At 70.7% G+C, this 24,711-nt stretch carries 19 protein-coding genes; 6 read left to right on the forward strand and 13 right to left on the reverse strand.

The features are described 5' to 3' along the window. Positions 1-69: 69 nt before the first annotated feature. From AC6CCG_RS29260 to AC6CCG_RS29275, 4 genes are all read right to left on the reverse strand, one after another. Complete coding sequence (locus tag AC6CCG_RS29260; protein ID WP_496658313.1) at positions 70-663, reverse strand: GNAT family N-acetyltransferase; 594 nt, start codon at positions 661-663, stop codon at positions 70-72. A gap of 83 nt (positions 664-746) precedes the next feature. Continuing rightward, positions 747-1,574 carry an acyl-CoA thioesterase gene (locus tag AC6CCG_RS29265; RefSeq protein ID WP_496658314.1) on the reverse strand — a complete coding sequence of 276 codons (828 nt, stop codon included), beginning with the start codon at positions 1,572-1,574 and terminating at the stop codon, positions 747-749. 34 nt (positions 1,575-1,608) lie between these two features. Beyond that, positions 1,609-2,835, reverse strand: coding sequence for a Gfo/Idh/MocA family protein (locus AC6CCG_RS29270; RefSeq protein ID WP_496658315.1), 1,227 nt, complete (start codon positions 2,833-2,835; stop codon positions 1,609-1,611). A gap of 51 nt (positions 2,836-2,886) precedes the next feature. Continuing rightward, positions 2,887-3,837: a helix-turn-helix transcriptional regulator gene (locus tag AC6CCG_RS29275; protein WP_496658316.1), complete on the reverse strand. Its 951-nt coding sequence runs from the start codon at positions 3,835-3,837 to the stop codon at positions 2,887-2,889. A gap of 60 nt (positions 3,838-3,897) precedes the next feature. On the opposite strand from AC6CCG_RS29275, the gene AC6CCG_RS29280 reads away from it, so the two are divergent. Further along, a complete protein-coding gene (locus AC6CCG_RS29280; RefSeq protein WP_496658317.1) occupies positions 3,898-4,704 on the forward strand; it encodes a GNAT family N-acetyltransferase in 807 nt (268 codons plus the stop codon). A 6-nt stretch (positions 4,705-4,710) separates the two neighbouring features. On the opposite strand, the gene AC6CCG_RS29285 is transcribed toward AC6CCG_RS29280, so the two are convergent. The 4 genes from AC6CCG_RS29285 to AC6CCG_RS29300 all read right to left on the reverse strand — a co-directional run bounded on the left by AC6CCG_RS29285 (position 4,711) and on the right by AC6CCG_RS29300 (position 12,096). After that, positions 4,711-6,153, reverse strand: a complete 1,443-nt coding sequence (locus AC6CCG_RS29285) for a rhamnulokinase (protein ID WP_496658318.1) — start codon at positions 6,151-6,153, stop codon at positions 4,711-4,713. 7 nt (positions 6,154-6,160) lie between these two features. Then, on the reverse strand, positions 6,161-8,221 hold the full coding sequence (locus AC6CCG_RS29290; RefSeq protein WP_496658320.1) for a bifunctional aldolase/short-chain dehydrogenase: 2,061 nt from the start codon (positions 8,219-8,221) through the stop codon (positions 6,161-6,163). A gap of 144 nt (positions 8,222-8,365) precedes the next feature. After that, complete coding sequence (gene rhaI / locus AC6CCG_RS29295; RefSeq protein WP_496658321.1) at positions 8,366-9,532, reverse strand: L-rhamnose isomerase; 1,167 nt, start codon at positions 9,530-9,532, stop codon at positions 8,366-8,368. After that, positions 9,532-12,096, reverse strand: a complete 2,565-nt coding sequence (locus AC6CCG_RS29300) for a family 78 glycoside hydrolase catalytic domain (RefSeq protein ID WP_496658322.1) — start codon at positions 12,094-12,096, stop codon at positions 9,532-9,534. The genes rhaI and AC6CCG_RS29300 overlap by 1 nt, the downstream gene beginning before the upstream one ends. Positions 12,097-12,250: 154 nt before the next feature. Here AC6CCG_RS29300 and AC6CCG_RS29305 point away from each other — a divergent pair, with 154 nt between their 5' ends. Beyond that, a complete protein-coding gene (locus AC6CCG_RS29305) occupies positions 12,251-13,312 on the forward strand; it encodes a LacI family DNA-binding transcriptional regulator (protein ID WP_496658323.1) in 1,062 nt (353 codons plus the stop codon). A gap of 21 nt (positions 13,313-13,333) precedes the next feature. Here the strand turns inward: AC6CCG_RS29305 and AC6CCG_RS29310 are convergent, their stop codons facing one another. Genes AC6CCG_RS29310 through AC6CCG_RS29325 form a run of 4 tightly spaced genes read right to left on the reverse strand, consistent with a single transcriptional unit; the run spans position 13,334 to position 17,224 of the window. After that, positions 13,334-14,599: a M20 family metallopeptidase gene (locus AC6CCG_RS29310; RefSeq protein ID WP_496658324.1), complete on the reverse strand. Its 1,266-nt coding sequence runs from the start codon at positions 14,597-14,599 to the stop codon at positions 13,334-13,336. Next, positions 14,596-15,726 (reverse strand): aminotransferase class V-fold PLP-dependent enzyme, encoded by a 1,131-nt coding sequence (locus AC6CCG_RS29315; protein ID WP_496658325.1) that lies wholly within the window; start codon positions 15,724-15,726, stop codon positions 14,596-14,598. Before AC6CCG_RS29315 ends, AC6CCG_RS29310 begins: the two co-directional genes overlap by 4 nt. Continuing rightward, positions 15,723-16,676 (reverse strand): Gfo/Idh/MocA family protein, encoded by a 954-nt coding sequence (locus tag AC6CCG_RS29320; protein ID WP_496658327.1) that lies wholly within the window; start codon positions 16,674-16,676, stop codon positions 15,723-15,725. The genes AC6CCG_RS29315 and AC6CCG_RS29320 overlap by 4 nt, the downstream gene beginning before the upstream one ends. After that, positions 16,673-17,224, reverse strand: a complete 552-nt coding sequence (locus AC6CCG_RS29325; RefSeq protein ID WP_496658328.1) for a CGNR zinc finger domain-containing protein — start codon at positions 17,222-17,224, stop codon at positions 16,673-16,675. The genes AC6CCG_RS29320 and AC6CCG_RS29325 overlap by 4 nt, the downstream gene beginning before the upstream one ends. A 163-nt stretch (positions 17,225-17,387) precedes the next feature. On the opposite strand from AC6CCG_RS29325, the gene AC6CCG_RS29330 reads away from it, so the two are divergent. Genes AC6CCG_RS29330 through AC6CCG_RS29345 form a run of 4 tightly spaced genes read left to right on the forward strand, consistent with a single transcriptional unit; the run spans position 17,388 to position 24,063 of the window. Further along, positions 17,388-19,562, forward strand: coding sequence for a beta-N-acetylhexosaminidase family protein (locus AC6CCG_RS29330; protein ID WP_496658329.1), 2,175 nt, complete (start codon positions 17,388-17,390; stop codon positions 19,560-19,562). After that, positions 19,559-20,359: an amidohydrolase family protein gene (locus AC6CCG_RS29335; RefSeq protein WP_496658330.1), complete on the forward strand. Its 801-nt coding sequence runs from the start codon at positions 19,559-19,561 to the stop codon at positions 20,357-20,359. Before AC6CCG_RS29330 ends, AC6CCG_RS29335 begins: the two co-directional genes overlap by 4 nt. 19 nt (positions 20,360-20,378) lie before the next feature. After that, the gene (locus AC6CCG_RS29340) at positions 20,379-22,130 is read left to right on the forward strand and encodes a type 2 periplasmic-binding domain-containing protein (protein ID WP_496658331.1); all 1,752 of its coding nucleotides are present in this window, start codon (positions 20,379-20,381) and stop codon (positions 22,128-22,130) included. 22 nt (positions 22,131-22,152) lie between these two features. Then, entirely contained in the window at positions 22,153-24,063 is a 1,911-nt protein-coding gene (locus AC6CCG_RS29345; protein WP_496658332.1) for an alpha-amylase family protein, read from the forward strand. A gap of 7 nt (positions 24,064-24,070) precedes the next feature. Here the strand turns inward: AC6CCG_RS29345 and AC6CCG_RS29350 are convergent, their stop codons facing one another. Further along, the gene (locus AC6CCG_RS29350) at positions 24,071-24,697 is read right to left on the reverse strand and encodes an SET domain-containing protein-lysine N-methyltransferase (protein WP_496658333.1); all 627 of its coding nucleotides are present in this window, start codon (positions 24,695-24,697) and stop codon (positions 24,071-24,073) included. Between the last annotated feature and the right edge of the window lie 14 nt (positions 24,698-24,711).

Below are 24,711 nucleotides of genomic sequence, written 5' to 3' on the forward strand. Positions count from 1 at the left end.
AGCCGGCAGACCCACCGGCGGGACCGGGGGTTAGCCCCCGGCGTGGTGAGCGCGACGGGAACGCTCGACTCACCGGCGGCGGAGGAACCAGTTCGGCCGGCCCAGCACCGCTGCCTCGTTGATCACCGTGAAGCCGTGCCGGCGGTAGAACGCGACGTTCTCCGGCTTGTCGGTCTCCAGGTACGCGGGCTCGGCGGTCCGGTCCCACCGGGCGGCGAACTCGTTCATGATCAACGACCCGATCCCCTGCCCCTGCCGATCCCGGTCCACCGCGATCGGGCCGAAGTGATGGTGCGGCCAGTCGGGATGCCGATCACCCCAGGCGCCCTGCCAGGCGAGCACACGGAGCAACCGCCGCGGTCCGACCTTGATCATGATCGCGGCGGCCCGGGCCTGCTGGCCGGGCCGCAGGCGGCACCGGCCGGGCGCCGCGGCGGCTGCGACACCGACCAGGGTGGCCCCGTCGTAGGCGCCGAGGGTCTGCCGGTCCGCGGCCACCCGGAGCAGCCCGCGGAACATCAGGGTGAGGCAGCGCTGCCGGGTCTCCGGATCGGGCCCGAAGGCTGCGACGTGGCCGGGGTTGTCGCGCATGCCGCGGGCCAGCACGCCGACGGCGGCCTCGGTCTCGCCCGCCCCGAGCGGCTGGAGTTCGATCTTGGTCATGGGTTCACTCTGCCCCGGCCTCGCCGCCGAGCGCGTGCGTGATCCCACCCGGCGTTCCCTGACTCCGGTGCCCTTCCCGTACGTCAGGAAGCGACGGTGCCGACCGACCAGCGGGAGAAGGCGGCCCGCTGCTCGGCATCGATCGGACGGTCGGCCACCAGGACGGTCCGGGCGGCCGCGTAGCGCGTGCCGTTCCCGTCGCGAAGCTCCGCCGCCAGCGTCACGGAGCGGTTGCCGATCTCGGTGACGACGGTCTCGGCCCGGTACGGCTCGATGGCGAAGTCGATCGGCTTCAGGTAGTCGAGGTCCTGCCGCACGACGACCCAGCGGGCGCCGTCGCCGAGCTGGTCGGCCACCATCGCGATCCGGGCCTCCTGGATGTAGTCGTAGTAGCGGACGTTGTTGACGTGGCCGTAGGAGTCCAGGTCGGACCAGCGGACCCGGACCGGATACCGGTGTCCCGCGCCGGCGAAGTCGATCTTGCCCGAGCCGACCGCCCGGAGCGGCTCGGCCGGCGCCAGATGCTCGGTGAGGAAGGCCCGTTCGTCCGGGGTCAGCCGGCGCAGGGCGTTGCGGGCGAGGTCGAACGGAGTGGCGACGGTCCGAGCCCGTACCGCGAGCTGATCACCGTCGAGGACGTGGTAGCCGATCACGAACCGGCCGGCGCCGACCGCGTCCACCCAGAGCTCGATCCGCAGCGGCCGGTCGGAGAACACGACCGGGGCCAGATACTCGACCTGGTGCCCGGCGACGATGACGCCGCTGTCCAGCAGTTCCCGCATCGCCGGCGGCCCGGCGTGCAGGAAGGCGACCCGGGCCTCCTGCAGATAGTCGACGAACGCCGCATTGTTGATGTGGGCCTGGGCATCCATGTCGCCCCAGCGGAGAGGGCAGTCATAGCTGTAGGTCACCCCGGCATCCTGCCAAGGCCGCCCGGCGGCGCGGTCAGCGGATGCCCGGACGTGCCTCGCCCCAGCGGCCGCGGGTGAAGTCGGGGAAGTCGACCGGCGCACCGCCGGCGGCGACCGAGGCGAAGCTCAACGCGGACGGCGCGCTCCAGGCCGCGGCGTCGTAGACGTCCATCTCGGGCACCGCACCGGACCGCATCGTGGTGATCAACTGGAGCAGCATCAGGTAGTCCATGCCGCCGTGGCCGCCAGCCTCGCGGGCCCGCGCGCCCTCGTCGGTCCACAGCTGGTGCTCGTAGTCGCGGTACGCGTCGAGCTCGACGTACTCCTCGATCTGGGCAGGATCGTCCGGGTCCTCCACGAAGATCCGCGGCGGGAAGTCGGTGAAGATCCCTTTGGTGCCGACGATCTCGTTCCTGCGGCTGTACGGACGCGGCCCGACCACCTGATGCTGCAGCAGGATCGTCCGACCGCGCTCGGTGGCCACGATGGAGGTGTTGATGTCACCGCAGCGATACACCTCGCCGGCCGTGCTCGGGTCGAGCTCGTCGGGATGGCTGTCCCGCCAGGCGTCCAGGCCGAGGGACGCCGAGCTCATCGAGGTCATCCGGACGAACCGGTCGCCGCGGTTGACGTCCAGATAGGCCGCGACCGGGCCGAGCCCGTGGGTCGGATAGAGATTGGCATCCAGGTTGATGTGCGCCTTGCGCCGCCAGGCCGTCTGCGTCATCAGCGGCCGGCGAAGATCATGGAGGTAGGCCGCCTCGGCGTGCAGCAGGTCGCCCAGCACGCCGTCCCGGACCAGATTCAGCACCAGCAGCTCGTTGTAGCCGTAGTTGCAGTTCTCCAGCATCACGCAGTGCCGCCGGGTCTGCTCGCTGGTGTCGACCAGCTGCCAGCACTCCTCCAGCGTCAGCGCCGCGGGCACCTCGACGGCGGCGTGCTTGCCGGCCTGCATGGCCGCCACCGCCAGTGGGGTGTGCAGCTCCCAGGGGTTGGCGATGATCACGAGATCGACGTCGTCCCGTTCGATCACCGCGGTCGCGTCGGTGACGGCGTCGGGCCGGCGCCCGACCGCGGCGGCGACCCGGTCGGCGGCCGCCTCGGCCCGTTCGGCCGACACGTCGCCGACCGCGCGAACGTCCGCGCCGTCGATGATCAACAGATTGCCGAGCAGCGAACTGCCCCGGTTGCCGGCCCCGATCAGTCCGATCCGGATCCGGTCACGCCCCTCGAACGGGACGTTGATCATGGTCTCAGCCACCCGATCATCGTAAAAGGGTTGGTGCTAATCAGCAATAAGTGATGTCCACAATTAGGGATTTAGCGCGAGGAAGCGCCGGGCTCCGTCGGCCACCCGGGCCCGGAGCTCGTCCGGCTCGACCACCACGACGTCGGCGCCGCCGAGCGCTCCGACGAGGGCGACCGCACCGTCCCAGTCCTCGGTGTCGAACTCGGCCTCGGCCCAGCCGTCCGGGCCCGGTGCGGCGATGATCTTGCTCCGAGCGTACGCCCAGCCGGCGCGGTCCAGGGCCTCGCCGCGCAGGCGCAGCCGGATCCGGAACGACCCGAACCGCTCCGCGTACGCCTGCCGCGCCTCCCGCCAGTGCGTCGCGAGGTCGAACCCGGCCGGCCGGGCGAAGGTCTCCTCGGTCGTGATCAACTCGTGCAACCGGTCCACCCGGTAGGTGCGCACCAGGTCCCCGCCGCGGCCGACGAGATACCAGCGGGTTCCCTTGCGTACCAGGCCGTACGGCTCGACCCGGGCGGCCCGCCGGCCGCTGCCGTACCGCACCTCGATGATCGTGTCGGCCCAGATCGCGGCGAGCAGCCGCGGCAACAGCGGTGGCGGATCGCCGGCGGTCGGTTCCCAGTAGCGGTCCGGGTCGAGGTGGATCCGCTGCCGGGCGTGCTCCGCCTGCTCGCGGGCCGCCGGCGCGATCGCCGCGAGCAGCTTCATGATCAACTCCTCGCCGGGGTCGTCCAGCCCGAGATCGCTGAGCAGGCCACGCGGGTGGCCGACGATCATGGCCAGCGCCTCCGCCGTGGACAGGCCGGTCAGCGTCGTCCGATAGTCCTGAACGAGGGCCCAGCCGCCGGTGCCGCCGCGGACCGAGTAGACCGGGATGCCCGCCGACGACAGCGCCTCCATGTCGCGGCGGATCGTCCGGCTGGACACCTCGAGCTCCCGGGCCAGCGTCGGCGCCGACACCACGCCGCGGCCCTGCAGGCGGAAGACGATCCGGAGCAGCCGATCGGCACGCATGAACGACATTCTGCCCGTACCGGACAGCAGATGTCCGCTTCACCCCGCCATGCTGAGGGCATGGCCACCCGTTCAGCGCCGAAGATCACGACCAAGGAGCTGTCCCGGCGCAGGTTCGGCGACTTCTCCGACTTCTTCCACCGGGTCCACGGCTGCGCCTGCACGCTCTACTTCTTCGGCCGCCATCTGACCCCGGTCGCCGGGTCCGCCAAGGAACGGGCCCTGCTGCTCGGGGCGCCGGACCGGTCCAAGGGGCACTTTCCGCACCGGGACCTGATGAAGCAGCGTGAACTCGCCGCGGTGAAGGAACTCCTCGACCAGGGCAAGGAGCACGGAATCCTCGCCTACGCGGACGGTGACCCGGTCGGTTGGTGCCACTTCGGTCGCGCCGACGAGCTGCCGGTGGCCCGCGACGAGACCGTACTGGCGAGGCTGCTGGCCCGGGACCCGACGTCGGAGTGGCGAATCACCTGCCTGACCACCCGGATCGACCACCGCCGGCGCGGCGTCGCGACCGCGGCACTGGCCGCGGCGATCAGGTCGATCAAGAGGCGGGGCGGCGGTTGGGTGGAAGCAACCCCAGGGTCCTTTCCCCATAACGATCCGCTGGTACGGAAGTTGCGCAAGGCCTTCGGCTGGGGATCGCCCGAGGTGATCAACTATCTGCGGGACAACTGGCCGAGCCGAGAGATCGAGGGTGTTGGCCGCGTGGAAGCCTGCTGGAGCACCAGCAGGACGCTCGGACACTCGGGGATCATGTCGATGTACGCCAAGCTCGGCTTCGAGGTGACCGGCATCGACGGCGACGGGACGCCGAAGGACCCGCGCTACCCCGGGCACCGGTTGATCATGCGCCGACAGGTCTGATCAAGATCAGGTCGGGATCGCGGTACGCAGCTCGGCGAGGGGTCCTGACAGGGCGCCGTGGCTGCGGGCCTGGACCAGGACGTTGCCGATCGCCGTCGCCTCCACCGGGCCGGCGACCACGGGCAGGCCGCAGGCCTCTTCGGTGAGCTTGCAGAGCAGGGCGTTCTGGGAACCGCCGCCGGTCACGTGGACCGTCTCGACGGCCCGGCCGGACAACTCGCCGGCCTGCCGGACGATCGACGCGTACGCCGTCGCCAGCGACTCGCAGATCGTCCGGGCGAACTCGGCCCGGGTCCGCGGCACCGGCTGCCCGGTCCGCTCGCAGGCGGCCACGATCCGGCGTGGCATGTCGTCCGGGGCGATGAACTCCTCCGCGTCGACGTCGATCACCGCAACCGGGCCGGGCACCTCGGCCGCCTCGTCGAGCAGCCTCGTCAGCTCCACCGGCCGGCCGTCGCGTTCCCACTCCCGGACGCACTCCGACAGCAGCCACAGGCCGCCCGCGTTGCGCAGGTAGCGGACCGTGCCGTCCACGCCGCCCTCGTTGGTGAAGTTGGCCAGCCGGCTCTCCGCGGTCAGGATCGGCGCGTCCAGCTCGACGCCGACCAGGGACCAGGTGCCGGAGGAGATGTAGGCCGCCGCCGACGTGCGCAGCGGGGTGCCGGCCACCGCCGACGCCGTGTCGTGCGACCCGACCGCGGTGACCACCGTGGACCGGGGCAGGCCGGTCCGGGCCGCGACGTCGGGCAGCAGCGGGCCGATCACCGTACCGGACGGAATCACCTTCGGCAGCAGGGATCCGTCCAGGCCGAGCCGCTCGGTGATCACCGGCGACCAGTCGCGGGTGGTGGCGTCGAACAAGCCGGTCGTCGACGCGTTCGTCGCCTCGGCGTGCCGCTGCCCGGTCAGCCGGTAGGCCAGCAGGTCGGGCAACATCAACATCGTCCGGGCCCGCGCCCAGCGATCGCCGCGCTGCTCCGCGGCCAGCTGGTAGAGCGTGTTGAACGGCAGGAACTGCAGGCCGGCGATCCCGTACAGCTCGGCGAAGTCGATCTTGCCGTGGACGTCCTCGATCACCGCCGCGGTCCGGTCGTCCCGGTATGCGTACGGGTCGCCGATCAACGCGCCGTCGGCGTCGAGCAGGCCGTAGTCGACCGCCCAGGTGTCGATGCCGAGGCTCACCACGTTGTCGTACCGGGCGGCGAGCCGGGTCAGCCCGTCGATCACGTCGCGGTGGATCCGCTCGAAGTCCCAGAACAGCCGGTCGGCGCGATGATCGAGCTGGTTGCCGAAGCGGTGCACCAGCTCCAGCTCGATCCGGCCGTCGACGACCCGGCCGGCCATCACCCGGCCGCCGGACGCCCCGATGTCGACCGCCCCGAACACCGGCCCCTTCGCGCCCTGGGCTTGTCCGAGGGTGTCCTGAGACTGTCGAAGGACCATGATCATCCGCCTCTCAGCGCAGGAACGCCGCCGCGACGCCCGAGTCGACCGGCACGTGCAGGCCGGTGGTGTGACTCAGCTCGTCCGAGGTGATCACTGCGACCGCGTTCGCCACGTGCTCGGGCAGCACCTCCCGCTTGAGCAGCGTGCGGCCGGCGTAGTAGGCACCGAGGTCCTCCTCCTTGACCCCGTACACCGCGGCGCGCTTGGCCCCCCAGCCGCCGGCGAAGATCCCGCTGCCGCGAACCACCCCGTCCGGATTGATCCCGTTCACCTTGACCCCGTGCTCGCCGAGCTCGGCGGCGAGCAGCCGCACCTGGTGCGCCTGATCGGCCTTGGCCGCCGAGTAGGCGATGTTGCTCGGGCCGGCGAAGACCGAGTTCTTGCTCGAGATGTAGACGATGTCGCCGCCCATCCCCTGCGCGATCAGCGCCGCCGCCGCGGCCCGGGAGACCAGGAACGAGCCGCGGGCCATCACCCGGTGCTGCAGGTCCCAGTCGGCGTCGGTGGTCTCGGTGAGCGGCTTCGAGATCGACAGGCCGGCGTTGTTCACCACAAGATCGACTCCGCCGTACGCGAGCACTGTGGCATCGATCGCGGCCTGCACCTGGTCGGTGTCGGTGACGTCGGCCTGGATCCCGATCGCCACGTCGGCGTTGCCCAGCTCCGCCGCCGCCTCCTCGGCCTTGGCCAGATCGAGATCGGCGATCACGACGCAGGCGCCCTCGGCGGCGAGCCGGGTGGCGATCGCCTTGCCGATCCCGCTGGCCGCGCCGGTGACCAGGGCGATCCGGCCGGCGTGCGACCGCGGCTTCGGCAGCCGCTGCAGCTTCGCCTCCTCCAGCGCCCAGTACTCGATCCGGAACTTCTCCGACTCGTCGATCGGCGCGTAGCTGGAGATCGACTCGGCTCCGCGCATCACGTTGATCGCGTTGACGTAGAACTCGCCGGCCACTCTTGCCGTCTGCTTGTTCGCCCCGTAGGAGAACATGCCCACTCCGGGTACGAGGATGATCGCCGGATCCGCGCCCCGCATCGCCGGCGAGTCGGCGTCCGCGTGGCGCTCGTAGTAGGACCGGTAGTCGTCCCGGTATTGATCATGGAGTTCACGCACCCGCGCCACCGATTCCTCGATCGAGGCCGAGGCGGGCAGGTCCAGGATCAGCGGTTTGACCTTGGTGCGCAGGAAATGATCAGGACACGACGTGCCCAGTTCGCCCAGCCGACGGTGCTCGGACCGGGACAGGAAGTCCAGCACCTCGGCCGAGTCGGTGAAGTGGCCGACCATCGGCTTGTCGGTCGACGCCAGTCCTCTGAGATGCGGGGCCAGCGCCGCGGCCTTGGCCCGCCGCTCCGGTTCCGGCAGCGCCTGGTAGCCGTCCAGCTCGGTGCCGAACGGCTCCGCCTTGCCGTGTTGATCGAGGTAGTCCTGCGCGGTCTTGATGATCCACAGCGAGTTCGCCTCGGCCTCGTCGCTGGTGGCGCCCCAGGCGGTGATCCCGTGGCCGCCGAGGATGGTCCCGATCGCCTGCGGATGCTCGGCCTTGATCTTCGCGATGTCCAGGCCCAGTTGGAATCCCGGCCGCCGCCACGGCACCCAGACCACCTTGTCGCCGAAGATCTCCGCGGTCAGCTTCTCGCCGTCCGCGGCCGTGGCGATCGCGATCCCGGAGTCCGGGTGCAGGTGGTCGACGTGCGGCGCGTCGACCAGGCCGTGCATCGCGGTGTCGATCGACGGCGCGGCCCCGCCCTTGCCGTGCAGGCAGTAGTCGAAGGCCGCCACCATCTCGTCCTCGCGGTCGAGCGCCCGCTCGCCCCAGGAGGAGTAGACATCGACCAGCGACCGCATCCGGTCCAGCCGCAGCACGGCCAGCCCGGCCGGCTTCAGTGTCCCGAGATCACCGCCGCTGCCCTTGACCCAGAGCAACTCCACATCGGTCCCGGTGACCGGGTCGACCGCGCTCCCCTTCGCCGACGTGTTCCCGCCGGCGTAGTTGGTGTTCCGCGGATCGGCCCCGAGCCGGTTGGACCGGGTGATCAACTCCGTGACGGTGCTGTCGTTCTGCTGGTTCACGTTCTTCCTCGAGTTAGTGTTCTCATCCCACCCCACCTCGCACAGTTTCCTGCCGCTTTGCACGAGAAGTAACCCGGGTAAAGCGCCGGTTTTTCACGTTAACGTGAAAAACCTGGGACGGGTGGGACGAGGGAGGGGGATAGGTCAGGCGCCCCAGCCGGCCTGGTCGCCGCCGACCCGGTCGGCCGCGATCTGATCAAGGTAGCCGCTGGCCAGGAACTCCTTCATCGGGTCCGCCGGGAGGCCTCGGCTCGCCCGCCAGTCGGCGAGGTCGGAGCGGACGTCGGTGTAGAAGGCGTCCATCAGGAGCTGGTTCGCGCCGAGCACGTCGCCGGCCTTCTCCGCGGCGAGCAGCTCGTCGGTGTCGACCAGCAGGGCCCGGGCGGTCATCTCCTGGACGTTGAGGACGGAGCGGATCTGGCCCGGGATCTTCGGCTCGATGTTGTGGCACTGGTCGAGCATGAAGGCGACCCCGCTGTCCTTCCCGTAGCCGCCGCCCCGGACGACCTCGTACAGGATCCGGAACAGCTGGAACGGGTCCGCCGCTCCGACGATCAGGTCGTCGTCGGCGTAGAACCGCGAGTTGAAGTCGAACGAGCCGAGCCGGCCGAGCCGGAGCAGCTGGGTGACGATGAACTCGATGTTGGTGCCCGGGGCGTGGTGTCCGGTGTCCAGGCAGACGAACGCCTTCTCGCCGAGTGCCACGCAGTGCGCGTACGACGTGCCCCAGTCCGGCACGTCGGTGGCATAGAACGCGGGCTCGAAGAACTTGTACTCCAGCACCAGCCGTTGATCATCGCCGAGCTTCGCGTACACCTCGGCGAGCGACGCGGCGAGCCGGTCCTGGCGGCCGCGAAGATCACCCTGGCCCGGGTAGTTGGTGCCGTCGGCGAGCCAGATCTTGAGATCCCGCGAGCCGGTCGCGGTCATGATCTCGATGCACTCGTGCATGTGCGCGATCGCCTTCTGGCGGACCCGCTCGTCCACGTGGGTCAGGCTGCCGAACTTGTAGTCGTCGTCCTGGAACGTGTTGGAGTTGATCGTGCCGAGCGCGACGCCGTGATCCTGGGCGAACGCGGCCAGCTTGGCGTAGTCGTCCACCTTGTCCCACGGGATGTGCAGCGCCACGGTCGGCGCCAGCCCGGTGTATTCGTGCACCTTCGCGGCGTCGGCGATCTTCTCCTCCGGCGTCCGCGGCACGCCCGGCTGGCCGAACACCCGGAACCGGGTGCCCGAGTTCCCGAACGCCCAGGACGGCAGCTCGATCGCCTGTTCGGCCAGCGCGTCGGTGATGTCGGCAAAGCTACGCATCAGGCTTCCTCCTTCGTCTTCGGTACGGCACGCCACTCATGATCACCGTGCGACACCTGGTGCTCGGTGCCGTCGGGCAGCCGCACGTCGGCGGTCACTCCCGGCGGGATCGACGCGGTCAACTTCACCTCGTCGCCGGACCGTTCCCAGCGGACCTTGATCGGACCATAGCCGCTGTCGTACGAGGCCTCGCACCAGTCCAGGCCGTCCGGCACGACCGGCGCGACGGTGATCTTGCGGTAGCCCGGCGCCGCCGGGGCCAGACCGGCCAGCCGGCGATGCATCCAGTCCGCCACCGAACCGAACGCGTAGTGGTTGAACGACGTCATCTGGCCCGGGTTGATGGTGCCGTCCGGCAGCATCGAGTCCCAGCGTTCCCAGATCGTGGTGGCGCCCATCGTGACCGGGTAGAGCCAGGACGGGTTCTCGGTCGCGGTGATCATCTTCCAGGCCAGGTCCGGCCGGCCGGCCAGCTCCAGCGCGTCCAAGATCAACGGGGTTCCGACGAAGCCCGTGCTCACCTTGAAGTCGGCCCGCTCGACGAGCTCGGCGAGCCGCTTCCCGGCATGATCACGACGGTCCTCCGGCAGGAAGTCCCAGACCAGCGCCATCGCGTACGCGGTCTGGCAGTCGCCGAGCACCCGGCCGGAGCCGGTGACGAACTCGGCGACGAACGCCTCCCGGCTGCGCTCGGACACCTCGCGGTAGTGCTTCGCCTCATCGTCCTTGCCGAGCAGCGCGGCCGCGTCCGCGACCAGTCCGGCGGACCGGATCAGGTGCGCGGTGGCCACCACGTCCGGGCTGACCTGGGCCCGGAACGCGTCGTCCGGCGGCGCGGTCGGGTCGAGCCAGTCGCCGTACTGGAAGCCGCCGAGCCAGAGCCCCTCGTCGGTGGCCAGACTGATCAGCTTGTCCACCCAGGCCTTCATGCTCGAGAACTGCTTCCCGAGCAGGTCGCGGTCGCCGAACCGCTGCCAGAGCACGGTCGGCACCACGGCGGCCGCGTCGCCCCAGGCCGCCGCGGCCGAGCCGCCGTGGGTCTGGCCGAGCACGTTCGGGATGACGCTCGGCACCGACCCGTCCTCCCACTGGTCGACGGCCAGGTCGGCCAGCCAGTTGGCCAGGAAGCCTCCTGTGTGGAAGAGGAAGCTCGCGGTCGGCGAGAAGACCTGGATGTCGCCGGTCCAGCCGAGCCGTTCGTCGCGCTGCGGACAGTCGGTCGGTACGTCGAGGAAGTTGCCCCGCATCCCCCAGACCACGTTCTGGTGCAGCTGGTTGAGTTGATCATGGGAGCTGGCCCAGGTGCCGGTCCGGCGCAGGTCGGAGCTGATCGCGACCGCCTCGACCTGGCTCGGATCAAGATCATCGACGCCGGTCACCTCGGCGTAGCGGAACCCGTGGAAGGTGAACAGCGGCTCGCAGACGTCGTCGCCGCCGGACAGCAGGTAGCTGTCGGTCGCCTTCGCCTTGCGCAGCGGACGAACTCCGAGCTCGCCGTGCTCGAGCACCTCGGCATGCCGGATGATCACCTCCGCGCCGGCCTGGCCGCGGGTCCGCAGCCGGACCCAGCCGACCAGGTTCTGGCCGAAGTCGATGATCGTCTTCCCGGACGGCGAGGTGATGATCTCCTTCACCGGAAGGGTTTCCACGACCCGGATCGGCGGACCGTACGGAGCGAACAGGGTGTTCAGGTCCCACTCGACCAGTTCGACACCCCTGGCCTCCTTGCCCTCGGGGTCCAGGGAGACCGCCAGGTCGGTGCGCTGGCCGTCGTAGAAGTCGTCGGCCAGGATCCCGCTGTCGCAGGCCTGCCAGGTCTCGTCGGTCTTGATCACCTGAGTGGTGCCGTCGGCCTTGGTGATCTCCAGCTGGGCCAGCAGCGCCAGCTTGTCGCCGTAGTGGGCGCGGTGCATGTCCCACGACATCTGGCCGCGGAACCACCCGTTGCCGAGCACCGCCTGGAACCGGTTCTCGCCGCTGCTCAGCAGTTCGGTGACGTCGAAGCTCTGGTAGCGCAGCCGGCTGTGGTACGCGGTCCAGCCCGGGGCCAGCTCCTCGTCGCCGACCCGGGACCCGTTGATCGCGAAGCGGTACCAGCCGAGGGCGGTCACGTACAGCCTGGCCGAGGTGATCTCGCCGGCGATCTCGGCCGACGTGAAGACGATCGGCGCCGGGCCGTCCAGACCCTGGCCGGCCGGGCCGACGAACCGGGCCTGCCAGTCCGCGGCCTCCAGCAGGCCGACACCGATCGCCACCGGCTCGCTCTCGGCGACCGCGCCGCCGGGGCCGTACGCGCGGATCGTGACGGTGCCCCGGGCGCGCGAGGTGAGCGGCTCCAGCGGCCACGGGACCAGCAGCTGCTCGGCCGACTCGACCCGGGCCCGCTGCTCCGTGCCGCCGTCGGGGGTGAAGCCGATCTCGTACGCCTCCTGCTGCCAGCCCGGCTCGCTCGTCTCGACCGCCCAGCTCAGCCGCGGGGTCGCCGTACCCAGGGTGCTCGGGTCGTCGTTGTGTTCCAGCAGCACTCGAGAGACCCGGAGTGCCGTCGGAGCCGTCACCGTCATGGAGCCCATCCTTCGTCGTCGTGGGGTGGTGTCACACACGCGCAGCTTTGAATCGTTTCAGACTTTCGGTCAATCTATGCGGCGGCGCGTCCCCTGTCAATACGCGCTCCGCCTGTCGGTGGCGCCGCCCCGGGCCCGGGATTAGGTTTCTCGTATGCCAGCAGACGAACGCACGCCGGCTCGGGGCCCGAAGCCGCAGGTGAGCATCCGCGACGTCGCGGAACGCGCCGGTGTCGCGCTCGGCACCGTCTCCAATGTGTTGAATCGTCCCGAGAAGGTGGCCGAGGCGACCCGGGAGCGGGTGCAACGGGCGATCGAGGACCTCGGGTTCGTCCGCAACGACGCGGCCCGACAGTTGCGGGCCGGCAAGAGCCGCACCATCGGGTTGATCGTGCTCGACGTCGGCAACCCGTTCTTCACCGACGTGGCGCGCGGCGCCGGCGACCGCGCGGCCGAGAACGGCCTCTCGGTGCTGCTCGGCAGCAGCGACCAGCGGACCGACCGCGAGTCGGGCTTCATCGACCTGTTCGAGCAGCAGCGGGTGCAGGGCGTGCTGATCTCGCCGGTCGGCGACGTCGACGAGCGGCTCACCCGGCTGCGCGACCGCGGCATGCCGACCGTGCTGGTGGACCGGCTCTCCCAGGGCCGCCACTTCTCGTCGGTGTCGGTCGACGATGTCGGCGGCGGCTATCTCGCGGTCCGACACCTGATCGAGCAGGGCTGCCGACGGATCGCCTTCGTCGGCGGGCCGCTGAACATCCTCCAGGTCGCCGACCGGCTGCAGGGTGCGACCAAGGCGGCGGCCGAGACGCGCGGCGTCCAGCTCGAGGTGCTGTCCCAGCCCGACCTGACCGTACGGGCCGGGCGCGACGCCGGCCAGGAGATCGTCGAACGGGCCCCCGCCGACCGCCCCAACGGCGTCTTCGCCGCCAACGACCTGATCGCCGTCGGCGTCCTGCAGGCCTTCTCCCTGCTCGGCCCGCTCGCGGTGCCCGACGACATCGCCCTGGTCGGCTACGACGACATCGACTTCGCCAGCTCCACCGTCGTCCCGCTCACCTCGATCCGCCAGCCGTCCGAACTGATCGGCAAGACCGCCGTCGAACTCCTCCTCGCCGAGACCGAGGCCCTCGCCGAAGGCCGTACCCTCGACCGCCAGCAGGTCGTCTTCCAGCCCGAGTTGATCATCCGCGAGTCCAGCCGCCGCACCCCTTGACCGGTCCGGATCCGCGGGCGTTCAAACGCTCGCGGGTTGGGTGAAGTGGTGGATGGTGCGGGCATAGACCTTGGCGGCCTGCAGGATCGCGGGTACGGAGACGCGCTCATTGGGGCCGTGGCAGCAGGTCAGGATGCCGGGGCCGAAGGAGGGGACGGTGGGCAGGCCGGCCAGGTCGAACCAGGGCGCGTCGGTGGCGCCGGGGAAGACGCCGAGCGGGGGCTCCTCCCCCAGCACGCCGGTGGCCGCCCGGCGCAGCGCGGTCACCAGACCATGATCAACGGCGATCTCGCTCGGCGGGATCCAGGGCAGATCGGGCTCGACCGTGATCACCGCGTCCAGGTCCGGATCAGCCGCCTTCCGTTCGGCCAGCCAGCGGTTCAGGTCGGCCAGGACGCTCTGCTCGGTCATCCCGGGCAGAGCCCGCAGGTCGCAGGTGAACCGCGCCGAGCCGGGCACGACCCCGTAGTAGACGCCGCCCTCGACCCGGGTGCCGACGTTCAGGGTGGGCCGGAGGTCGCCGAGCGGGTGCGGCCGGTAGCCGATGCCGTCGAAGTCGGCCAGATCGGCCAACAGCCGGGCCAGCTTCACGTTCGCGTTGATCGACGGCATCCGGTCGGACAGGCTGCTGTGCATCTGGGTGCCGATGACGTCGACCCGGAAGCAGAGCAGGCCGCGGGAGACCAGGTGCAGCGCCTGGAAGTCGTGCTCCCAGCCGCTCGGCTCGCCGATCAGGCAGGCGTCGGCGCGGTCGGCGATCAGCGGCGCCAGGAACCGGGCGCCGTGCCGGGCCCCGGTCTCCTCGTCGGCGACCAGGGCCAGGGTCACGTCGCCGGCCGGGCCGCCGGTCACCTCCCGGACGGCGTACAGGGCGAAGATCATCGCGGCGCAGGCCGCCTTCATGTCGCTGGCACCGAGCCCGTACAGCTGGCCGTCGACGATCTCCGCGCCGAGCGGGTCGGTCCGCCACAGGTGCCCCGCATCGCCGACCGGCTTGGTGTCGACGTGACCGCACAACATCAGCCGGGGACCGTTGGCCGAGCCGGGCACGGTGGACACCAGGTTGGGGCGCTCGGGCCGTTCGCTGATCACCTCGCCGCGCGGCAGACCGAGGTCGGCCAGCGTCTCGCGCAGGAAGTCGACCACGGCGACCTCGTTCGCCACCGGCGGGATCTGGCTGTCGATCATGATCAACTGCCGGCACAGCGCGAGCAGGTCGTCGGCCCTGCCGTCCAGGGCGTCGTCCAGTTCCTGATCGACAGCCGGTACGGGCTCGTCGGTGATCATCGGGCGTGCTCCTCCTCGGCGACTCCGGCCAGCAGGGCCGCGACGTCCCGCTCGCCGTTCATGACATGGAACGAGGCCCGGACCCGGCCGTCGCCGGCCCAGACCAGGACTCCCTGCCGGGCCAGCCGTTCGGCCAACTCCAGCGGGCGTGGATGCAGCCAGGCGACGCTGCCGGAACCGCGGCCGGGCGTCGTCGGAGTGATCACCCGCCGGCCGGCCGCGGTCAGCCCGGCGGCGGCCAGGCCGGAGAGCCGGAGGGCGTGCCGGGTGACCTGCTCCGGGCCGAGCCGCTGCAGAGCGGTCAGTCCGGCGGCCAGTCCGGCGATACCGGCGAACGATGCGGCGCCGAGCCGGAACCGGGAGGCCGTCGGGTCGAGCTTGATCACCCGGTAGCGATCGTCGGTGAAGAAGTCCGGCGTCGAGCGCCAGCCGACCCCACCCGGGGCGAAGCCGGGAAGTCGATCTTGGTTCCAGACCAGGATCCCGACCCCGTACGGACCGAGTGACCACTTGTACGACGCCGAGATCCCGATCGCCGCCCGCCCCGGATCCACCGGCAGGACGCCCAGGCTGTGCGACCAGTCCACGAACAGCGGCACGCCGGCCGCGTCGGCGATGTCGCCGATCGCGGCCAGGTCGTGCCGGGCACCGTTGACGTAGGAGACGTCACTGATCGCGATCGCCCGGGTCCGGTGATCGACTTCGGCGGCCAGCTCGGCCGGCTCGATCAGCCAGTCCGGCGAGTGCCGGACCACCCGGACCTCGAGGCCGCGCTCGGCCAGCCGCTGGAACGGGAAGCTGACGCTCGGATGCTCGAGATCGTTGATCACCACGTTGTCCCCGGGCTGCCAGGACAGGCCACCGGCCACCAGGTTCCAGGCCGTCGAGGCGTCGCCGACGAACGCGACCCGATCCGGATCGCAGCCCACCGTGCGGCCGACGGCCCGGCGAGCCTCGTCCTCGATCGCGAACAACCGCTCCCGGCCCGCCGGACCGAGACTCTGTGCCGCGACCGCCTCCGCAGCGGCCGCGACGACCTCGGTCAGGGCGGGCGCCTGGGCGGCCGTGTACAGGTAGCTCCCGGTCAACCCCGCCCAGGCCGCCGGTGCGATCAGCGGCTCGGTCACCGATTGCTGCCCGAAAGATCAGCGACGATGACGGGCTCCCCGCCGGCGCTCGCCGAGGCTCGGGCGGCCAGGGCGGTCCGGACCACCGCGATGCCCTCGGTCAGCGTGATCACGGTCGGCCCGCCGTCCCGGACGAGCCCGAGCCAACCGGCCAGTTCGGCGTCCAGGCCGGGCGCGTCGCTGGGCGGCCAGTGCCGCTGCGTTCCGTCCGGCCAGGTCAGGGTCGTTCCCCGGCCGTCGACGGCCAGCCGGGCCGCGCCGTCGCTGCCGTACACGTCGAGCCGGTCCTGCACCGAGGCGCCCTCGGGCAGCAGGTACGAGGCTCGCAGCGACCAGGCGACCTCGCCGGCCAGGCCATGGCTGAAGATCAACTCACGGCCGCCGACCGCGCTGATCGTTGCCGGTCCGGACCCGGTCAGCCAGTACGCCAGATCGAGATCATGGACCTGGGTCAGCAGCACCGGATCCGGTTCCCCGTAGCGCAGGTGGCCGCGCTCCCGATCACGGCTCGCCGACACCCCACGCAACTCGCCCAGCCGGCCGCCGGCGAGGCCGTCCCGCAGTTCCCGGTGGGCCGGCTCGTACCGCAGCACGTGCCCGGGCGTGATCAACTCCGACCCATCGGCCGCGGCCAGCCGGTCCAGGCCGGCGGTGTCGACGGCGATCGGCTTCTCCAGCAGGACCCGCAGGCCCCGGGCGGCCGCGGCCAGGGCCAGGTCGACATGGGTGTCGGCCGGCGTCGCGATCACCACCCCGTCCAGGGGCACCTGCTCCAACAGCGACACCGGGTCGTCGAAGCCCACCGCCTCGGGGACCAGGCTCCGGGCGGCGGCCACCCGATCATGATCGAGATCGGCCACGGCGATCGGCGCAACCCCGGCCCGGGCCAGCCCTCGCACATGCAGCCGGCCGAAGGCGCCGAGCCCCAGCACCGCGATCCGGGCGCTCATCCGTTCCTCGTCGCGCGGGCCCGGTAGGCGGCCGCATGCAGCCGGTTGCCGCAGGCCTGGCTGTCGCAGTAGAGCCGGGACCGGTTCTTGGTCCGGTCGACGAAGACGGTGCCGCAGTCGGGCGCCGCACAGTGCTTCAGCCGGGACCCCTCCCCACTCTCGAACAGCAGTGCCAGCACCATCGTGCAGTCGGCGATCAGGTGCTCCGACAGCGGGGCGTACGGGGCGAAGTAGTGGATGTGCAGGTCCAGCCCGTCGTGCTCGACCAGTCGCGGGTACACCTCCGTGGCGGCCAACAGCTGGTTGACGATCATGATTCTGGTCGCCTCGTCCGGCGCCAGGAAGATCGCCCGCAGGCGTTCCCGGTACCGGTGCAGCCGGGTCACATCCGTATCGGCGGCGGGCTGCACCTCGGTCACGATCCAGGACCGGGCCAGCTCCGCCAGCGCGCCCGCATCGGTCATCGTCTCGCCCTGCTCGCCGTGCGGCGCGGAGTTGACGAGGTCGGCCGCGACCTGCAGCACTCGCGCGTGATCCGTCAGCACCATGGCCATGATCGTAACCGCTTGATCGCCACATCGACAGTGCCCAGGATCCGTTTCTTCCTTGTAACTCGAGAAGATCTTGACACTACCTGCGCAGCGCTCCTAACCTCGTCGTCAGGTGCTATCTCGTTGCACTCATGATGCGCCGGACCAGGGAGGGTCGGGGATGACGGACGCCGACGCGACGCTCCAGCAACCCGCGACCGAACGGCCGTACGCCTTCCGGGAGCGGCTGACGACGGTGCACCGGGCCGATCGGCGCGACCCCGCGGCCGCACCGGAACCGGGCGAGGTGATCCTCGACGAGCGTTGGATGATCGTCGTCGACCCCTGCGCACCCGAGCTGGTACGGCAGGCAGCGCGCGACCTGCAGGACTATCTGGCGACCAGCATGGGCCTCGACGTACCACTCGCCCGGGCGGCCGATCCGAGTCGACCGGCGATCATGATCGGGTTGTCGGCCGAGCCCGGCCCGGCGTCCAGCTACCTGATCTTGGTCGAGCCGGACCGGATCGAGATCGGCGGCGCCGATGCACGCGGCGTGGCCCAGGGCTGCTACTTCCTGGAGGACCTGCTGAACCTGCGTACGGGGCCGTACCTCACACCGCAGCGGACGACCCGGAAGCCCCTGTTCTCGCCGCGGATGACCCACTCCGGCTACGGCCTGGACGACTTCCCCGACGAGTACCTGAACCAGATCGCCCACGCCGGGATGGACGCGGTGGTCCTGTTCGCGTCCGGGCCGGACCGCAACCCGGACGAGTTGATCAACCGGGCTCCGGACCGGCACAGCCCGGGCCGGTACCAGCGCTTCGCCGACCTGGTCCGGCGCTGCCGGCGGTACGGGCTGGACGTCTACCTCTACGCCTACCTGCACGGAATCCGGCCGCCGCACCCGGCCGATCCCGGCGCCGCCGACTTCTACGACCGGACCTACGGTGCCCTGTTCGAGGCCTGCCCGGAGGCCAAGGGCCTGGTCCTGGTCGGCGAGTCGGTCGAGTTCCCGAGCCGGGACCCGCGGACCACCGGCCGACTCCGGCTCGACCCGGCTCCGGACGGGCTGCCCGACGACCGACCGAGCCCGGGCTGGTGGCCGTGCGAGGACTACCCGGACTGGGTGGCCATGGTCCGCGACTCCTGCCGCCGGCACAATCCGGACGCGGAGATCATCTTCTGGACCTACAACTGGGGCTGGGCCCCGGAACAGGATCGGCTGCGGTTGATCGAACGGCTGCCCGACGACATCACCGTGCAGGCCACGTTCGAGATGTTCGAGGCGGTCGAGCACGACGGCGTGATCAACGCCTGCGTCGACTACACCGCCTCCTCGGTGGGCCCAGGAAGCTACTTCGCCGGGGAGGCCGCCGCCGTTCACGCCCGTGGGATGCGGCTGTCGTCGATGGTCAACACCGGCGGGCTGACCTGGGACATCGGCGTGATCAACTACCAGCCGATCCCGCAGCAGTGGGACCGCCGGCACAAGGCCGTGCTCCGCGCCCGGCAGGACTGGGGTCTGGCCGGCCTGATGGAGAACCACCACTACGGCTGGTGGCCGTCGGTGGTCAGCGACCTGGCCAAGTGGAACTACTGGGACCCCTCCCCCGACGGGCTGATCACCATCGAGGCGCTGGCCCGCCGCGACTTCGGGGCCGGCGCCGACCGGGCCGTCGCGGCCTGGCAGCGGTGGAGCGACGCCTTCACCCACTACGTGCCGACCAACGCGGACCAGTACGGACCGTTCCGGATCGGCCCGAGCTATCCGCTGACCCTGTTCCGGGTCCCGTCGCTGAGCGTCGCCGACCATGCGATGTTCGGCGACCTGATCGTCTCGATCCCCTACCTGCCGGACCAGCGCGGCAGCCGGCCGGTCACCGCGAATCCCCTGCGGATCAAGGGAGAACTGGCCAGCCTGGAGCGGATGTCGGCAACCTGGCAGGAGGGCCGGCAGCTGTTCGCCGAGGCCGTCGCCGCCGCCCCGCCGCAGCGCCGGGCCGAGGCGGACCGGATGGCCAATCTCGGCGACTACATCGGGCACTGCGTCCGGACGACGATCAACGTCAAACGCTGGTGGCTGGCCCGGTCCCGGCTGCTGGTCGAGGACGACCCCGACCGGGCCGACGGGTTGATCGAGGAGCTGGCCGAGATCGGCGCCGCCGAGTTGATCAACGCCGAACAGGCGATTCGCTGCCTGGCGGCCGATTCCCGGCTCGGCTGGGAGCCGTCGATGGACTACCTGGGCGACGCCGACCACGTCCGCTGGAAGCTGGCCCACCTGCGCCGGGTGCTGGACCGGGAACTGCCGGACTACCGAGCCTCGCTCCGGCTCCGGGACCGGCCATGATCAACGACGCCCACATCCATCTGTTCCGCACCGGGTACGGGCTGGACACCGATCCCGACGACGAGCTGAACCGCTACCTCGCTCTGCGTGCCACCGCCGGGATCGACCGCGCGGTCGTCGTCGGGTACGAGGGCCTGCCCCAGTTCCGCGGCAACAACGACTACGTGCTCGCGCTGGCCCGGGAACAGCCGTGGATCGTGCCGCTGGCCTACCTCGACGTCACCGCGCCGCCGGCTCCCGCGACGCTGGATCACCTGCGTGAGCAGGGATTCGCCGGCTTCTCGCTCTACCTCGCCGGAACCGGCCCGGGCCTCGGCGGCTGGCCGGCGGACAGCCTGGCGGCCCTGACCGGAGCGCTGCTCAGCGTGAACGCGGACCCGCTCTCGCTGGCCGCTGCCGAGCCGGTGCTGACCGGCCTCACCGGGACCATGATCATGATCAGTCACCTCGGTGGGCCCGGCCCCGCCGTCGCCGGCCTCGGCGCGACCGACGCGGCCGAGCACCTGGCACCCGTGCTCCGGCTGGCCCGCCATGATCACGTCCGGGTGAAGCTGTCCGGCCTGTACGCCATCGATCCGCAGTATCCGCACCACCGGGCCGAGGGCGCCGTCGCAGCCCTGCTGGCCGCCGGCGACCCAGGAAAGCTGCTCTGGGGGTCCGACTTCACGCCCGCCCTGCAGGCGCTCGCGCCGGACCAGTTGACCCGGTTGCCGGAGTGGCTGGACCGGCGGCTCGGCGACTCCCGGGCGGCCGTCCTCGGCGGGAACCTCGCCACCATGATCACGCGGCGTTCGTAGCATAGGAAGGGTTTCAACGATGATCATGCCCGACACCCCGCGGCTGTCCCGCCGCACCCTGATGTCCGGCCTGGGCGCGGGCGCGCTCGGTCTCGGCACTGCCGCCGTCGCGGGCTGCAGCCCGGACGCCGGCGACCCCGAACAGCCCAAGGGCCTGGACGGGCTCGAGCGCAAGGAGCTCGGCCCGGAACTGGACGGCCCGCTCTACCCGGACGGCTTCGTCGGCCCGCGGGCCCGGGAGCTGAAGCCGTTCGCCGACGGCTCTCGTACCTTCAAGATCGTGGTCTCCCAGGACGCCTCGGTGGTCGGTGACTGGAACAAGAACGCCTTCAGCGCCTGGATGGAGAAGACCACCGGCGTGAAGGTCGAGTACCAGGCGGTGCTGACCCAGAACACCGACGGCTCGGCCGACCTGACCAAGATCAACGCCATGCTGGCCTCCGGCGAGTTGCCGGACGCCTTCCTCGGCATCCCGTTCACGGCCGCCCAGATCTCCCTGTACGGAAGCCAGGGCGTCTTCGTCGCCCTGGACGACTACATCGAGACCTTGGCGCCGGCGATGCGCCAGGCCCGGCAGGACTATCCGGACCTGACCGCGACCCAGAAGTCGCTGGACGGCAAGGTCTACCAGTTCAAGGCGCTCAGCGACTGCTACCACTGCAAGGTCAGCCCGGCCCGGGCCTGGATCAATCGGCGCTACCTGGAGCGGGTCGACGCGGAGATGCCGACGACGACCGAGGAACTGCGCCAGGTGCTCCGGCTGTTCAAGGACCGCGATCCGTCCGGCACCGGAGCCATGCTGCCGCTGGCCGCGGGCGTCAACGGCGCCCTGGACACGTACTTCATGAACGCCTTCCTCTACAACCCGGGTGGCCGGGCCACCGGCGGCTGGCTGCGGCTCAACGCCGACAAGGTCGAGTTCGTCGCGAACACCGACGCGTGGCGGGAGGGGATCCGGTTCCTGCACAGCCTGTACGACGACGGCACGCTGACCAAGGAATCGTTCACGATGACCAACGATGCCGTGCTCAAGGCCGGCAACCAGGGCCGGATCGGGTTCGCCCGCCGCTACTACCAGGGCGACTTCATCGACGTCGATCTCGAGCCGGACTCGCCGTGGCGGGACTACGTCGCGGTGCCGCCGCTGAAGGGTCCGCAGGGCGTCCAGTTCTCCGGCTGGGACTACACCCTGCTGACCGGGCCGCCGTTCGTGATCACCAGTTCCTGCCCGGCGCCCGAACTGTTGGTCCAGTGGGCCGATACCCAACTGGACCTGACCGCCCAGTGCAACGCCTACGCCGGCGTCCAGGGCGACAACTGGGACTGGGCCAAGGAAGGCGACCCGGGCCTGAACGGCGAACAGGCCGTCTGGCGGGCCAAGCAGTGGCCGGCGCCGGCCGGGCAGAGCTGGTCGCTGCGGCAGATCTACTACTTGTCCAGCGGCTTCCGCAACGGCCAGTACTCCAACCCGAAGAGCTCCGACTTCGAGAAGGAGCTTTACCAGGCGACCACCGCGTACGAACCGTTCGCCGAGCCGCGCGACCAGTGGCTGCCGCCGTTGATCTTCGACGAGACGCAGGCCGCGCAGCAGGCCGACCTGGCCCAGACCATCGACGGGCACGTCAAGCAGAGCCTGGCCGCGTTCGTCACGGCCGAGAACGACATCGACGACGACTCCGCCTGGCAGGCCTACCAGCGGAAGTTCGAGGAGATGAGGCTGCCCGACTACCTCGCCCTCTACCAGCAGGCCTACGACAACCGTCCCCGCTGACCACCGACAGAGGAACGTGATCATGCGCGAACTGCGCCGTGCCGTGCACCTGGACTTCCACACCATGCCGGGCATCGAGGACATCGCCGCCAACCTGGATCCCGCCGAACTGGCCCGGACGCTCGCCGACGCCCGGGTCGACTACGTCAACGTGTTCGCCAAGTGCAACCTCGGCTTCGCCTACTACCCGACCAAGATCGGGATCGGCTATCCGGGACTCGAGTTCGACCTGCTCGGCCGGACCATCGAGGAGTGCCGGCAGCGCGGGATCGGCGTCACCGCCTACTTCAACGTCGGACTTGATCATGAGATGGCTCGGCTGCACCGGGACTGGACCGTCGTCAACGACGACGGCCAGGTGATCTACGGCGACCGTACCCAGAACTTCTTCCGCAACCTGTGCCTGAACACGCCCTACCGGGACTACCTGCTGGGCATGATCACCGAGGTGGTGCAGGCCTATCCGATCGACGGGATCTTCCTGGACTGCATGGTGATCCGGCCCTGCTGGGGCAACGAATGCACCGAGGCGGTACGGCAGCGCGGCGGCGACCCGCTGGACGAGGCCGCACTGACCGCGTTCGCCGAGGAGACCTGGCTCTCGTTCACCCGGGAGGTCAAGGAGATCGTCGGGCCGGACCGCTTCTTCACCCCGAACGGACTGCCCTGGGCGATCACCGACGACCTGCGCACCCACGGCGAGATCGAGTGCCTGCCGTCCGGCAGCTGGGGCTACGACTACTTCCCGGCCCGGGTCGCCTACGCCCGCAACCTCGATCCGCAGGTGCTCTACATGACCGGCCGGTTCGTCCAGTCCTGGGGCGAGTTCGGCGGGCTGAAGGAGGAGGCGTCGCTGCGGAACGACTGCTGGGACGCCATCAGCAACGCCGCCCAGCCGTCGATCGGTGATCACACGCATCCGCGGGACGGGCTGGAACCGGCCGTCTACGAGGTGGTCGGCCGGCTCTATCGCGAGGTTGAGGAGCTCGAGCCGTGGACGCTCGGTGCGACCGCGGTCGCCGACGTCGGCGTGCTGGTCGGCCCCGATCACACCGTGACGGCGAGCCACGACAGTGCGGTCCGGATGCTCGGCCAACTGCACCACACCTACGACCTGGTGGACGAGCGGCACGATCTGGAGCGCTACCCGGTGATCATCCTGCCCGATGATCTTCGGTTGGATGATCATGGTGCGGCACGGCTGGACCGCTACCTCGCGGCCGGCGGCCGGATCCTCAGCACCGGGACCTCCGGCCTGCGCACCGACCGCGACGAGTTCGCCCTGGCGGCCTGGCGGTTCGGCTGCGACGGCCCGGACCCGGCGACGATCGGCTACTTCACCTTGCCCGGTTCGGATCCCGGGCAGGTGTGCCCGTACACGGAGGCCGGGCTGCTGCTCCGGGCCGACGACGGCGTGGAGCGGCTGTCGGAGCAGCACGACGCGTACTTCCAGCGGATCTGGGACGGCTTCCACGGCTACTTCTACACGCCGCCGGACCAGCCCTCCGGACGCCCGGTCGCGGTCCGTTCCGGGCCGGTGATCCAGGTCGCGTTCCGGCTGTTCGCGAACTACCTGGCTGCTGCCTCCCCGGCCCTGACCGGGCTGTTCCGGCACTGCCTCGAGGCGCTGCTGCCGGAGCCGCTGCTGCGCACCGAGGGGATCCCGTCGACCGCCCGGGTCACCCTGACCCGGCAGCCGGGCCGTCGGCTGCTGCACGTGAAGCTGACCCACCCGGAGCAGCGCGGCGCGCTGAGCGTCGTGGCCGACTACCCCACCGTCGTCGACGCGGTCGTCTCGGTCCGGACCGACCGGGTCAGCGCCGTCCGGCTCGCCCCGAGCGGCGATCCGGTCCCGTACCGGCTCGAGAACGGGCGCGTGATCATCACGCTGCCTCGGGTCGACGGCTACCAGTTGATCGTCCTGGAGGAATGATCACCGGTCAGCCGATGTGCAGGTAGCGCAGCTGCCAATTGCCGGTGATGATCTTGAGCAGCAAGGTCAGGTGACACCCGTCGGCGTCGGCGGAACAGACGGCCTCCCAGCGGCCGGTGCCGACCTCCCACTCCGGCTCGTCCGGCAGCAGGGCGTCCCCCGTCAGCAGGGCCGCGACGACGGCGGCCCGACCGCGATGCGGGGTGCCCGCCTGCCACAGGGTCGCGTCGCGGTCGACCAGGCCGGCCAGGGATCCGGCAGCGCGGCGGGACACCGCCGACCGGTAGGCGTCGAGGAAGGTGTCCAGCTCCCGTGCGGTCTCCTGCCGGGCGTCGATCGTGATCGGCTCACCGGCCGCGATCGGCCGTGCCGCGATGTTGCGGGATGCCTCGAAGTCCTGGACGCAGGAGGGTTCGTCGGCGTGGTTCACGTACCGGGCCGGCACCGGGTAGAGGTAGCGCTGCCCGCCGTAGCTGTGCACGAACAGGTCGTCGCCGGCGGGCAGCTCCCGGTACTCACGCTCGTCCAGCGGCCGCAGCGCGAAGTCCAGCACCACCTCACCGGGGGCGAAGTCCCGCGCCGCGTACACGCCGGTGCCGGCCAGCGCCCCGGGCCCGAGGCTCACGTCGTCCACCGGGTCGACGCTAC

This window comes from Microlunatus sp. YIM B11417 (assembly GCF_059617205.1).

Coding starts and splice junctions, on each gene's coding strand:
- AC6CCG_RS29260 (WP_496658313.1), bottom strand. CDS start 663: ATGACCAAGATCGAACTCCAGCCGCTCGGGGCGGGCGAGACCGAGGCC.
- AC6CCG_RS29275 (WP_496658316.1), bottom strand. CDS start 3,837: ATGCGTGCCGATCGGCTGCTCCGGATCGTCTTCCGCCTGCAGGGCCGC.
- AC6CCG_RS29280 (WP_496658317.1), top strand. CDS start 3,898: ATGGCCACCCGTTCAGCGCCGAAGATCACGACCAAGGAGCTGTCCCGG.
- AC6CCG_RS29285 (WP_496658318.1), bottom strand. CDS start 6,153: ATGATCATGGTCCTTCGACAGTCTCAGGACACCCTCGGACAAGCCCAG.
- rhaI (WP_496658321.1), bottom strand. CDS start 9,532: ATGCGTAGCTTTGCCGACATCACCGACGCGCTGGCCGAACAGGCGATC.
- AC6CCG_RS29300 (WP_496658322.1), bottom strand. CDS start 12,096: ATGACGGTGACGGCTCCGACGGCACTCCGGGTCTCTCGAGTGCTGCTG.
- AC6CCG_RS29305 (WP_496658323.1), top strand. CDS start 12,251: ATGCCAGCAGACGAACGCACGCCGGCTCGGGGCCCGAAGCCGCAGGTG.
- AC6CCG_RS29310 (WP_496658324.1), bottom strand. CDS start 14,599: ATGATCACCGACGAGCCCGTACCGGCTGTCGATCAGGAACTGGACGAC.
- AC6CCG_RS29320 (WP_496658327.1), bottom strand. CDS start 16,676: ATGAGCGCCCGGATCGCGGTGCTGGGGCTCGGCGCCTTCGGCCGGCTG.
- AC6CCG_RS29325 (WP_496658328.1), bottom strand. CDS start 17,224: ATGGTGCTGACGGATCACGCGCGAGTGCTGCAGGTCGCGGCCGACCTC.
- AC6CCG_RS29330 (WP_496658329.1), top strand. CDS start 17,388: ATGACGGACGCCGACGCGACGCTCCAGCAACCCGCGACCGAACGGCCG.
- AC6CCG_RS29335 (WP_496658330.1), top strand. CDS start 19,559: ATGATCAACGACGCCCACATCCATCTGTTCCGCACCGGGTACGGGCTG.
- AC6CCG_RS29340 (WP_496658331.1), top strand. CDS start 20,379: ATGATCATGCCCGACACCCCGCGGCTGTCCCGCCGCACCCTGATGTCC.
- AC6CCG_RS29345 (WP_496658332.1), top strand. CDS start 22,153: ATGCGCGAACTGCGCCGTGCCGTGCACCTGGACTTCCACACCATGCCG.